Origin of the sequence: Thalassococcus sp. S3, from assembly GCF_004216475.1 — a bacterium.
Taxonomy (GTDB): domain Bacteria; phylum Pseudomonadota; class Alphaproteobacteria; order Rhodobacterales; family Rhodobacteraceae.
In genome coordinates, this window is record NZ_CP022303.1 from 881543 (window position 1) to 894184 (window position 12642).

Annotated in this window: 11 protein-coding genes; 1 reads left to right on the forward strand and 10 read right to left on the reverse strand. The window is 58.4% G+C overall.

Annotated features, from left to right (window positions below):
* Positions 1-2: 2 nt before the first annotated feature.
* From CFI11_RS04620 to CFI11_RS04630, 3 genes are all read right to left on the reverse strand, one after another.
* The gene (locus tag CFI11_RS04620) at positions 3-1316 is read right to left on the reverse strand and encodes a TRAP transporter large permease (protein WP_130403513.1); all 1314 of its coding nucleotides are present in this window, start codon (positions 1314-1316) and stop codon (positions 3-5) included.
* Complete coding sequence (locus CFI11_RS04625) at positions 1313-1783, reverse strand: TRAP transporter small permease (RefSeq protein ID WP_254449020.1); 471 nt, start codon at positions 1781-1783, stop codon at positions 1313-1315. Before CFI11_RS04625 ends, CFI11_RS04620 begins: the two co-directional genes overlap by 4 nt.
* A 69-nt stretch (positions 1784-1852) precedes the next feature.
* Complete coding sequence (locus tag CFI11_RS04630) at positions 1853-2872, reverse strand: TRAP transporter substrate-binding protein (RefSeq protein WP_130403517.1); 1020 nt, start codon at positions 2870-2872, stop codon at positions 1853-1855.
* A 329-nt stretch (positions 2873-3201) separates the two neighbouring features.
* Here CFI11_RS04630 and CFI11_RS04635 point away from each other — a divergent pair, with 329 nt between their 5' ends.
* Positions 3202-3675 carry a thioesterase family protein gene (locus CFI11_RS04635; RefSeq protein WP_130403518.1) on the forward strand — a complete coding sequence of 158 codons (474 nt, stop codon included), beginning with the start codon at positions 3202-3204 and terminating at the stop codon, positions 3673-3675.
* A gap of 9 nt (positions 3676-3684) precedes the next feature.
* On the opposite strand, the gene CFI11_RS04640 is transcribed toward CFI11_RS04635, so the two are convergent.
* The 7 genes from CFI11_RS04640 to CFI11_RS04670 form a co-directional block, all read right to left on the reverse strand.
* On the reverse strand, positions 3685-5214 hold the full coding sequence (locus tag CFI11_RS04640; RefSeq protein WP_130403520.1) for an indolepyruvate oxidoreductase subunit beta family protein: 1530 nt from the start codon (positions 5212-5214) through the stop codon (positions 3685-3687).
* Positions 5211-7367: an indolepyruvate ferredoxin oxidoreductase subunit alpha gene (locus tag CFI11_RS04645; RefSeq protein WP_130403522.1), complete on the reverse strand. Its 2157-nt coding sequence runs from the start codon at positions 7365-7367 to the stop codon at positions 5211-5213. Before CFI11_RS04645 ends, CFI11_RS04640 begins: the two co-directional genes overlap by 4 nt.
* Before the next feature lie 168 nt (positions 7368-7535).
* Complete coding sequence (locus tag CFI11_RS04650) at positions 7536-8330, reverse strand: ATP-binding cassette domain-containing protein (RefSeq protein WP_254449021.1); 795 nt, start codon at positions 8328-8330, stop codon at positions 7536-7538.
* On the reverse strand, positions 8327-9196 hold the full coding sequence (locus tag CFI11_RS04655; RefSeq protein ID WP_130403524.1) for an ABC transporter ATP-binding protein: 870 nt from the start codon (positions 9194-9196) through the stop codon (positions 8327-8329). The genes CFI11_RS04650 and CFI11_RS04655 overlap by 4 nt, the downstream gene beginning before the upstream one ends.
* A complete protein-coding gene (locus tag CFI11_RS04660) occupies positions 9193-10044 on the reverse strand; it encodes an ABC transporter permease (RefSeq protein ID WP_130403526.1) in 852 nt (283 codons plus the stop codon). The genes CFI11_RS04655 and CFI11_RS04660 overlap by 4 nt, the downstream gene beginning before the upstream one ends.
* A complete protein-coding gene (locus tag CFI11_RS04665; protein ID WP_130403528.1) occupies positions 10037-11041 on the reverse strand; it encodes an ABC transporter permease in 1005 nt (334 codons plus the stop codon). Before CFI11_RS04665 ends, CFI11_RS04660 begins: the two co-directional genes overlap by 8 nt.
* 60 nt (positions 11042-11101) lie before the next feature.
* Positions 11102-12625: an ABC transporter substrate-binding protein gene (locus tag CFI11_RS04670; protein ID WP_130403530.1), complete on the reverse strand. Its 1524-nt coding sequence runs from the start codon at positions 12623-12625 to the stop codon at positions 11102-11104.
* Between the last annotated feature and the right edge of the window lie 17 nt (positions 12626-12642).

Here is a 12642-nt window from a genome sequence, read left to right on the forward strand (position 1 = left end):
CGCTACATCTGCGCAGGCAGAAACAAGACCAGGCCCGGCAGCAGCAACAGAAGCACCAGCCTGAGGATATCCATGATCCAAAATGGTGTGACCCCTTTGAAGATCGTACCGGTAGAGACATCCTGAACGATCCCTTTCAGAACAAAGACATTCAGGCCAACCGGTGGCGTGATGAGGCTGATCTCGACGACGACCACAACGACAATGCCAAACCAGATCGGATCAAAGCCAAGTTCTTGCACCACGGGAAAGAAGATCGGCACGGTCAGGAGAAGCATCGAGAGGCTTTCGAAGACGCAGCCCAGCACAATATAGATCCCCAGGATCATCAGCATAACCGTCCAGGGGCTTAGGTCAAAAGCGGTCACGAGGTTCAAAAGCGCCTGAGGAAGGCCAGCGACATTCACGAAATTCGAGAAAATCCAGGCGCCGATCAGCACGGCAAAGAGGGTCGCCGTCGTGATCGCGCTTTCGCGCAGCACGTCTATCGTATCGGCCAATGACAGACGGCGGCGCGAAAGCGCGATCAGGAATGCGCCCATTGCCCCCATGCCCGCGGCCTCGGTTGGGGAGAAAGCGATATTGAGCGGCTCAAAGTCAAAAAGCCCATAGAGCCCGCCAATCACCAGAAAGAACAGCAGCAAAACCGCCCAGACCTGACCCAGGGCCGCTCGCCGTTCTGGCCAAGCGGTCTTGGGTCCTTTGGGGCCCGCATCCGGATCACGCCAGACCGTGAACCGGACAGCCGCCAGATAGAACAGGATGCCCAGAAGCCCGGGGATCACGCCCGCGATGAATAGCTTTCCAATCGACGTCCCGGTCAGCAAACCGTAGATCACCAGGATGACAGACGGCGGGATCAGAATGCCCAAGGTACCGCCCGCCGCGATCGACGCTGTGGCGAGCTTGTCGGAGTATCGGAACCGACGCATTTCGGGCATCGCAACCTTCGACATGGTGGCCGCCGTGGCCAGAGATGACCCAGAAATCGCCGCGAACCCGCCACAGGCCACAATCGTGGCCATCGCCAATCCACCCTTCAGATGGCCAAGAAAGGCGTTCGATGCCGTGTAAAGCTCTTTGCTGATGCCCGCCTTGTTGACGAAGAGACCCATCAGGATGAAGAGAGGCACAACAGACAGCCCGTAGTTCTGGCTGGTATCAATGATCAGCCTCGCCACCATGGAAATGGCGCCGCGGTAGCTGCTTTCCATCATAAACCCGACGAAGCCGACAAGGCCCATGGCAAAGGAAATCGGCATACGCAGCAGGACCAGCACGATCACAGCGGCAAACCCGATGATGCCTTCGATCATGTCAGGGCCTCAAGCTTGTGCGGAGCCAACGCCAGCAAGGCGGCGCGGACCAGCAGAACGATCCCGGTCAATGCGGTCATCGCTGCGATGAACCAGCCGATATAATGCAGCCCGATCCCAAGGTATTCCATCACATCGCCATATGACCTGCTGCGCTCGGCCAGGACCCAGATGCGCTGGGCGGGCCAGAACAGCAGAGCCCCACAGATAAATGAGATAATGGCATCCGAAATCCTGATGAGATTGAACCGGTGAAACAGCGGATCCAGCAGATCCACGCTGATCTGTCGCCCTGCCAAGGACAAACTGGGCATGACCGAAAAGACCGTTATGGCCATTAAAACACGTGTCATGTCAGCGGTGAACTGAAAGGGTGCGTTAAAGATCGACCGAAGCATCACGTCGGTGAACGTCAGCAACATGAGGCTAAACAGGGCCAAGGCTGCCACCAGCTCTGGCATCTTCATAAGGTGTCTTAGCACTGCGGGCAGCCTCATTTGAAAGAGCCGTGGCACCTTGGCGCCACGGTGCGCGTGTTATTCGGCGCTGACAGCCGCCATTTCATCGACCATCATCTGATAGGCTGCATCCGCGTCAACGCCAGCTTCGATGAGTTCCTCCAGGACCCTCACCCGAATTTCAGCGGTCGTTTCCGCAAAGCTGGCCTGATCTTCGGCAGACGCGACAACGGTCGTTGCGTCATCTCCCATCGCCTCGCGCGCCAATTCATCCGACAAATCCCAGGCCGCTCCGGCCATGCGGCTGAGGGGTTCTCCGAAGACCTCGGCATCAAGCTTTGTCTGAATGTCTTCCGGCAGGTCCGCGAATGTCTCTTCACTCATGATGAGCGCGAAGGAGCCGCGATAAAAACCCCCGGGCATTTCAAAGAGATTGGGGGCCACTTCATCCAGACGAAATCCGATGCGCTCTCCAACATTCATCGCCACCGCATCAGCCGCCCCGGATTCGAGCGTCTCGTAGACTTGGGGCGCGGGAACGTTGATGCCGACCAAGCCGATGAGACCGCCAACGTCCCCGGCAACACCGCCACCGATCCGCGTCTTCAAGCCGTCCAGATCGGCCAAGGTGGACACGTCAGAACCGGTATGGATTTGCCCAGGCCCATGCGTGTTCAGCGCGATCACCTTCACGCCCCGATGCTCATCCATGGCGGCAAGGTGTTCTTCAAAAACACGCCAATAGGCGACCGACGACGCCTCGGCGCTGCCTTCGTACCCGGGAAGCTCGGGCAATTGCGTCGCGACGTAGCGGCCAGGCTGGTATCCGTGGAAGATGATCGCGATGTCCGCAGCGCCATCGAGGATCAGGTCGGATTGCGCCGGGGGTGGCGCGAGACCGGACACCAATTCTCCGGTTACCCTGCCATCTGTCGCGGCCTCGATCATTTCGATCATGCCGCCAAAGATCTCTGTGTTCACGCCATGTGTTGGCGGCAGCCACGTGGACACCCGAAGCGTGGTATCTTGCGCTAAGGCAGCTGTTGCCATCCCCAGACCAACAACACTGGCCGCAACAAATTTACCGATCCCCGTCATTCTTATCTCCCGTTTTCATTCTTAACTATACATGAAATTTCATATGTTTTTGCAACAAAAATCAATAGTAATTGTTGGGCCGAAGGCGCAGGGCCTTCACCGGCTGCATCTCCGATTGAAGGGGTGGGATCTGGTTTGCAGTGTCTGATTTTGGATGGGTGTACCCGCCCAGATCTCTGAATTTATTGAGCTTTTTACCCTTCTCCGACCGGGAGGTTCGGTTGTCACCAGATCGCGCCAGGGGCCGTCCCGACGTGTCACGAGCACGCGGAGCGCTTCTTTTGGTCGAGCCCTCGACACTGGCCAAAACTCGTTGCAAAATGAAATGAATGGCCCTGATCGACAGGTGCCTCCTGCACAAAGGAAGAGTGTTGGACAAGATTTTCAGAACAGATCGCACCCTGCGTTTTGGCGATTGCGACATCTCGGGGACGGCTTACTTTCCCTCTTATCTCGACATCTTGAATGGTGTGAACGAAGAGTTCTGGTCAGAGCTTGGTTTTCCCTGGAACAAAACCATCTGGGAAGAACGCTGGGGCACACCAACAGTGCATCTGTCCTGCGATTTTTCCAAGCCGTCCTTCTTTGGGGAGACTCTGTCTTTTGATGTGGGGGTCACCAAAGTGGGGCGTTCGTCAGTCACCATGCGCCACAAAATCAGCTCCGGTGCGGAAACCCGCTGGACCAGCACCCAAGTTCTTGCGGCGAGTGATCTGGATAAACATACCTCAATCCCCTGGCCGGAACCTGTCGTCATCGCGCTCAACAAGGTTCTGGCCACAGAGGAGGAGCTTGGCTTCTAGCCCATAGGGTCAAGAACTAGCAAAGGACTTGACCGTCATGATGGCACCGTCCAGCGCGTCGCCCTTTTCGTCTTGCAACCCGGCCTCGCGCAGGCGCGCCAGCCAGTCCGCACCATCATCGCGTGTCCTGAGAACCGGTACCATCGAGATAACCCGCCCAAATTTGGAATGTCCCCGGGCGTGTGTGTCCGAATACCCCTTGATCAGGCGTTGGCAGGCCAGCACCTCAACTGCCATATCATAGCTGTCGGGCAGGACATCCAAAGACAGGCGCATCAAGTCCGTAAGGTGCGCGGTTTCCACACGATGCCTCAGCAAGCGGCGGCGATAGGGCCGGACCATGCTCACCAGCCAAAGCATGCCAAACCCGCGGATCGTATCCGTACGAATGCGCCGGCCCTTGTTGATCAGCCGATCAAGTAGCTTGAACAGTTTGGGTCGCGCCTCGATGGCCGCGCCGAGGCGCGCTGGCAGGGTGCCACACACCTCGGCCGCGCGCGGGTGAAAATACTCAGTGACATGGGCAATCTCATCGGCCTTGATTTGCTGTTCTCCACGCAGCCGCACGTCCCGGCTTTGACGCACCTTCAAATCGGCCACGCGCGGCAGATCATCGTAACACATGGCGTTGGCCACGTATTTTGCCGCATTGATCGTGAGCTTTTTCGCCTCGACCGTGTCGTGATCGGCAAAGGTCTGGACGTGGTCCAGGTACTCTGTCCCATAGGCGATGTCTTGATAATCGACGGTTTTTTTCAAACCGGCCATCAACATCTCTTGGGCGGGTGCCGGAAATGTCTTGGCGCGTGTGACTAGCGCATCCCATTCGCGCATCAGCTTCGCCGGGCCTTTGGCTTTGATCGCCTTCCGTGCAGGCTCCTCTGGCGCGACGGCTTCATAGTTCAAAGCGCCGCGAAAGGCCGCAAGGCTTTGGTAAACGCCCCGGCCAGAGGCCTTGATGACCTCTTCAAACTCTTCCGGCGCGAAGGGCAGGGCGCCACTGCGCGCCAAGCCGCCAAAAAGGCTCGCGGAGATCATGGTGCCTGCCTCTGCCGCGATTTTCTCCATGTCAAAACAGATCGTGCGCAGCGCAGCCTTGGTGATCTCATCTGTGACAAGCGCGGAATCCGCCCGTCCGTCGCCCGGTTCCTCTTTCTCAGACACGGCCAGCACCCGATGGGTTGAGGCGATCAAAGTCGTGCGATCCGGGGTCACGAACCCGCGTAGCACTGCGCGACCAGCCTCCATCAATTCGGCGGCGATCAGTACGTCGAGATCACCTTGCGATGGGCTGAGCGCAAATACGGGCGACCGGCCCGTCTTTGGCGCCATCTCGACATAATAGATCGTGGCCCCGGTGCGCTGGGCAACGCCCGCGACAGAGGTCATCTGCACATCGTATCTGCATCGCGTGGCCAGGTCGGCAATCCAGTTGGTCAGCACCCCGCCACCCTGACCGCCCACCGCCAGCACCGCCAGCTTGATAATCGTTTCGTCAATTGCGTCGGCTTGCGTGGGCTGAGCGCGGGCGAGGTTCATGGCGCGGTCTCTTCAAAGCGCAGGGTGCGCGCATCACGGCGGCACTGCAGGGTGGTGATGACCTTTCGCCGCAGCTTGTCCCAAATGCGATCCGCGCGCGTCGGGTTCACGATAAGATCGGCCTGATAAAACGACGGGCAGAGCACCGCGGCATCCGCAACTTCGCCGCAATTTCCGCAGCCGACACAGTTTTGGTCAATGCTGGCGACAGGATCATCGCGCAGGGGATCGTCCAGCGTCTTGAGGGAGAGGGACGGACATCCCGACAAACGGATACAAGCGTGGTCGCCCGTGCACACGTCCTCATCCACGCCAAAACGGCTGCGCACGACGCGTTTGCCATCCTTGATCGCCTTGGTGCGCGCAGGTTTTTCCCGGCGCTGTTTGTTCAGCATGCATTCCGACGATGCGATGATGACTTTCGGGCCTGTTTCCGGGGTCTCCAGAGCCTCTTTCAACGTGGCCTGCATCAGACCCACGTCATAAGTGCGATCAATCTGGCGGACCCATTTGGCCCCCATTCCTTCGACAGCGTCTTTGATCGGGTGATTGGTGGACTTCGTCTTGTTCTTTGCACGCGACGACAGAATGTCCTGCCCGCCTGTGGCGGCAGAATAGTAGTTGTCCACAATCACGATCACACCGTCATTGTCGTTGAACACCGCATTGCCGATAGAAGAGGTGAGGCCGTTGTGCCAAAACCCGCCATCCCCCAGGAATGAAATGGAGCGTCGCTTGGCGGTTTTGTCGTTGAACGCCGAAGCAGAGGCCGGCCCGAGCCCGTAGCCCATCGTCGTCGCCCCAAGGTTGAAGGGCGCGTTGATCGAAAAGAGGTGACACCCGATGTCACTTGCGATGTGGTGTTCGCCAAGTTCCTGCTCGACCAGTTTGGTGGCGGCAAAGATAGGGCGTTCGGGGCATCCGATGCAAAAGCTGGGCGGGCGTCCTGGTACGGTTTTGCCCAGATCCGGTATGGGTACATATTCGGGTTTGTTAGGCGCGCGCGCGACAGGCGGCATCAGGTCGGCTGCATGCTCGGTCAGGAAGGTGGTCAACCCATCCAACATAACCTGACCCGTCAATTCGCCCGCTTCCGGGAACGGCCCTTTTCCCGAGATCTGGGTGGCCAGGTTCGCCTTGTGAAACGCCGCCCGGACCTCTTGTTCGATATAATCGGGATGTCCCTCTTCTATGATCAGGAGGCTGTCTTTGCCCTTGGCAAAGTCTTGCAGCTCATCTGTCACAAGGGGGTATGTGACATTCAGCACGTGAACCGGCACTTCTGTGTCGCCATGGATATTGGCGAGGCCGAGGCGCTGGAGCCCGCGAATGACACTGTTGTAAAGACCACCCTGACAGATGATCCCGACCCGTCCGTCTTGGGGTCCGAAGGTCTCGTTCAGCTTGTGATCCCGGATGTACTGCCGCGCGGCAGGAAGCCGTTTCGTGACCTTTTCCTGTTCATGCAAAAAGGAGGCAGGGGGCAGAACGATCCGGTTGAGATCGCGCTTTGGCGCCTCCAACGCGTCTTTGACCGTCACGGCGGGGCGCTGGTTGTCCTCCGCCGTAAACTCCCCCAGAAGGTGGCAGGATCTTATCCGCAATTGCAGCATGACGGGGCTGTTGGATGCTTCGGAGAGGCCAAAACCATCACCCACGGCCTTGACGATCGAGGGCAGGTTCGGTCTGGGGTCCAACAGCCAGATCTGGCTTTTCATCGCGAAGGCGTGGCTGCGCTCCTGCATGATCGAAGACCCTTCGCCGTAGTCTTCGCCAAGGATCACAAGCGCGCCGCCTGTAACACCGCCAGATGCCAGATTGGCCAGGGCATCCGATGCCACGTTGGTGCCAACCGTGGATTTGAACGTGACCGCCCCACGGATGGGATAATGCACCGAAGCCGCGAGGGTTGCCGCAGCCGTCGCCTCGGAGGCGCTGGCCTCGAAATGCACGCCCATCTCGCTCAGAATATCCTGTGCGTCGGCCAGAACGTCCATCAAATGGCTGATCGGTGAGCCCTGATATCCGCCGACATACCCGACGCCATTTTCCAAAAGCGCCTTGGTAACGGCCAGAATACCTTCGCCGCGAAAGGTCTCTCCCGCACCCATTCGAAGCTTTTGCACTTCTTTCGCGAATGACCGCTCAGCCATGATCCTTCCTCTCCCATTTATATGAATTTTCATATAAAAATTCGCAAGTGGAAGTCAACCAAACCGCGAGTAAGTCAGGACGTGCGGAGAGTTCTGTCTTGTCTTCGACCATCTCTGTCTCCTTTTTCTCAAAGGCGTGCGTGGGCGTGCGCTGAGTAAACAACATGTCTAGACCCAGGCCTGATACGGATCGGGCAGCGGGATCGCAGAGAGCAGCTCCCGGGTGTAGGCCGCCTGCGGATTGTCAAAGAGGTCTGCGATGTCGGCGTCTTCCACGATCTTCCCCTGGTTGAGCACCAGGGCACGGGTGCAAAGACGCCGGATGACCGAAAGATCATGGCTGATGAAGGCAAGGGTCAAACCAAGATCGCGTACCAGATCCCCCAAGAGATTGAGAACCTGCGCTTGAGATGACACATCCAACCCCGACACGATCTCATCCGCGAGAATGAAATCGGGACGCAGGGCAATGGCCCGCGCGATGCCGACGCGCTGCCGCTGACCGCCGGACAATTCATGGGGATAGCGCATCGCAAAATGCGCGGGCAGTCCGACCATATCCAGGGCCTCCGCCACACGCTTGGATATGTCTTCGAACCCGTGCAGTTTCAGTGGCCCGGCGATCAGACCATGGACCCGCCGACGCGGGTTGAGCGAAGACATCGGATCCTGAAAGATCATCTGAAACCGCCGCCGCATGGCCCTTAGATGCTCTTCTGGCAAGTGGGTGATATCCGTGCCGTCGAAGATGATCTGGCCGGCTGTCGGCTCCAGCAGGCGCAACATCGCGCGCCCCAAAGTGGATTTGCCCGAACCCGACGCCCCCACGATCCCCAACACCGCCCCTTTGGGCACCTGAAAACTCAGGCCTTTCAAGATCTCGACCCGAGGGGCCTTTCCCAGCAGCGGCTTATTCGCCAGATCCGGCAAGGACAATTCGAGGTTCGCGATGTCGTACATCATAGTCCGAACCTCTGATCGTGCTGACGAACTTCCTGCTCAACCGTGTCGATGACGGACTGGGACACCGGGGTCAGATTGACCTCCGGATCGGTGTAGGTCGGCGTCGCCGCCAAAAGCGCGCGGGAGTAGGGATGAATGGGCCGCATGAAGAAGCGCGCCATTCGAGCATGCTCCACAACCTTTCCGGCATAGAGAACGGACAGCGTGTCGCAAACCTTGGACACGACGCCCAGATCATGGGTGACAAACAGCAGGGCCGTTCCATGACGCTCCTGCATTTCAGCGATCAGTTTCAGGATCTGTTTCTGAACCGTGACATCCAAAGCCGTTGTCGGTTCATCCGCGATAATCAGCTTTGGCTCTGCAGCAAAGGCGGATGCGATCAGAATGCGCTGACGCATCCCACCGGACAGCTCATGCGGATAGCTGCGCATCACCCGATCAACATGCGGGATATGAACCTCGTCGAGCAAAGCGCGGGCGCGTGTCTCAGCCTCGATACGCGGCCAACCCAGTATATCGACAAGCCGTTTTGTGATTTGCGGCCCAACCCGTTTCGATGGATTGAGCGCCGTCAACGGGTCCTGCGGGATCAGGGCTGCTGCTGTCCCGATCCGTTTGCGGCGCTCTTTTTTAGGCAGGGTCAGCAGGTCAACACCGTCCAAGAGAACCTCGCCCGCCGTTACCTCAAGCGAGCGGGTTAATATGCCCAGGACCGCCTTGCCGATCATGGACTTGCCGGCCCCTGACTCGCCCACCAATCCATGGACCTGCCCGGCCGATATATCGAACGACACGGAGCGCAGGATCACGGGCCCGCGCGAGAGCCGGACAGTCAGGTTACGAATGGAGAGATAGGGGTTCATCTCAGCACCGGATCGAAGCGGTCTTTCAACCCTTCGCCCAATTGGGAGAAGCTGAGAACCGTCAGGAACAGCGCAATCAGCGGGAAGACCAGAACCCACCAGGCCTGATGGATTGCCGTGCGACCTTCGGCGATCATGCCGCCCCAAGTTGGGCTGTCGGTCGAGATGGAGAGGTTCACAAAGGACAAGATCGCCTCGACAATCACGGCGATGCCCATTTCCAACGTTAAAAGGGCCACCATAGTTGGCAGCACGTTGGGCAAGATTTCCGTCAGAGCCGTGTTTAAGCGGGGCCGTCCGGCGATCTGGGCACTGGCGACATAATCCATCGCCCCTTGGGACAGCGCCTCGGCCCGGATCACTCGCGCAAAGCGGGTCCAGTCGATGACAATGATCGCAATGATGATCGACATCAGGCCCGGCCCCAGAACAGCGATAAGAAGGATGGCAAACAACACAGGCGGAAAGGCCATCCAGATATCGACGATGCGGCTGATGACGGTGTCCATCCAGCCCCGATAAAAGCCCGCCAAAAGGCCCAGCGTTGTTCCGATCAGGCAAGTGCAGATCCCCGCGATAAGCGCCACGACCAGCGCAACACGTGCCCCGTGCATCATCCGGGACAGCACATCGCGGCCCAGGGAATCGGTGCCCAGCACATATCCCGGCTCTGTTCCGTCCATCCAGAACGGGGGGAGGCGCCCCAGAAACAAATCTTGCGCCAAGGGGTCATGCGGCGCGATCCAGGGCGCAAAAACCGCCACTAGACAGAGCACGGTGAGCCAGCCGCCCGAAAGCCACAGCCGAACACCCAGGGGTCGTCTGACCGCCGCGCGCGCATCACGCATGGCGCAGCCTTGGGTTCAGAACGACATAAAGCATGTCGACGGCTAGATTGATCAGCGTAAAGATCAGGGCGAAGAGGATGACGATGCCCTGGATCAGTGGGAGGTCCCGGTTGATCACGGCGTCGATGGCCATGTTCCCCAAGCCTTCGTAGCTGAAAAGGCGTTCAACGATGACCGTTCCACCGATCAGGAAGGTGAACTGAACCCCGACCAAGGTGAGCGTCGGCAAGACAGCGTTGGGCAATGCCTCCTTCAAGATCACGTGGTTTTCGCCGTAGCCCTTGGTGCGCGCCAAAGTGACGTAATCAAGGTGCATCGTCTCCTTCAACGATTGCTTCAAAAGCTGCGCGATGATGGCCGCAAACGGGATTGCAAGGGCCAGGGCGGGCATGAAGGAATGAGACAGGATGTTACTGACCACATCCAGCCTGCCGCGCAGCAGCGCCTCGATCAGGAAGAAGTTGGTGGCAAAGTCGATATCTAGTGAGGGCGATATCCGACCCGAGATTTTGAAGACTGGCCACAGCACCCCGAAGAGCAGGATCAAGACCAATCCCCATAGGAAGTCCGGGATCGACAAGGCCATGCCGGATGTCACGTCCACCGCCGCTTCGGTTTTGGTGTTGCGATACCTTGTGCCGACCAATGCCATCGTGGCGCCCATGACCAAAGCGATCACCAAAGCCACCGTTGCCAGCTCTAACGTGGCGGGCAAACGCCCCAGGACCAAACCTGCCACCGGTTGACGCAAGGAAATGGAGGTCCCGAAATCGCCTTGCAGCACGCCCTGAACCCAGATCAGGAATTGCTGAAAGATCGACTTGTCAAAGCCATAAAGGGCTTGCAGGCGCGCGATATCCGCCTCGGTCGCGCCGGGGGGCAGCATCATCGCAATCGGGTTGCCCGGAACAACGCGGATCACCACGAAGACGATAACGGCCACTCCGAAGAGGGTGATGGCCGTTGTCAAAAGACGGGTAAAGATCTTGCGCAGCATCTAAAGCGTGTCTTTCGAAAGAGGCAGGGCACTCGCGGGCACCCCGCCTGTTCGCCTGTTCTAGGCGCGCGTCATCAGATGTGGCAGTAACGCACCGGAACGATGCGGCGTCACCCTCACGCCCGTCGCATGCAGGATCGGCTGCACATATTGCAGCAGCGGGATCACCTCGGCATTTTCCGCGATGTGGCGGTCGACGGCCTTCCAGCCCTCGATCCGCTTTGACTCATCAGCCTCGGCCCAAAGCGGCAGGATCTTGTTGAACGTGTCCTCGCCATCCCAAACCGAATGTGGCGACGGTCCGAACATCGCAAACCCGGTTGACGTGGAGGGGTCGCCAACGGAATTGCCCCAGTTATAGAAGGCAGCGGGTGCCAGTTGGTCGGCCGCGCGCAACTCGAAGTGTTTGGCGATCTCATAGACCTCGATCTCGGCCTCGATGCCAACGCGGCGCCAAAGGCCGACAATCGCCTGGATCATTTCAAAATCCTTGGGTTTGAACCCGCGCGTGGACTGGATCTTGAATTTGACCGGGTTGTCGGGCCCGTAGCCACTTTCGGCCAGCAAAGATTTGGCCAACTCCGGATCGTACGGAACCTCGATACTGGGATCGAAGGCGACATAGTCCGGCGTTTGAAGCGTGTCGATGGCAATGCCGTAGCCTGAGAGCAGACGGTCGATGATCGTCTGTTTGTCGATCGCATGCGCCGCGGCCTTACGCACATTCGGGTCGGTCATGACGTCGATGTCGTTCAGGAAGATCATCCCGATATCCGAGATGGGGGAGGCTGTGCCCTCGATCCCGTCTTTCGCTTTCAGGCGATCAAATTCCTCGTAGGGCACCTCCAAAGTCACGTGAGAATTGCCGGATTCCACTTCAGCAACGCGGGAGGCGGCGTCGGTGACGAATTTGATCGTAACCGTCTTAAACTCAGGCGCACCGCCCCAGTAATTCTGGTTCGCTTTCAGGCGGACAAAAGCGTTCCGCTCGAATTTCTCGACCATGTACGGACCGGACCCAATCGGGGCGGCCTCGAACCCTTCGGCGCCAACCTCTTCATAATATTTCTTGGGCAGGACATAGCCGGTCAGGAATGACATCCACTTGAAGAATGTCGGCTCAAACTCGGGCATATCCGCGGTGACGCGATTGCCGTCATGCTGGATATTGGTGATCTTGCCCCAGATGAACTGGATCGGAGAACCCGTGTCCGGGTCAGCAACCCGAGCCAGCGACCAAGCGATGTCTTCGGCGGTCAGCGGATCGCCATTGTGCCAGGTGACCCCCTCCCGCACATCCATCCAGATTGCCGAATTGTCCTCGTTCCAACCGTAGTCGGTGATGATGCCCGAGCCGAAGGTCAGGTCAGGATTTTGCGGAATGAAGTTGTCAAATACGGATTGGTAATACCCTTGCAACGTTGGATTGACCGCCGAAAGCCCCACCGTCGGGTTCCAGCTGGGCAAGGTGACGTTATAGGCAATCACCAGTTCGTCTATGGCAGCAAAAGTCGGTGTTCCGAATGTCGCCAGCGTGATCGCGGCCCCCGTGGATCGCAACATCCCTCGTCTTGATAATTTCATGGCAGTCTCCCCTGTTA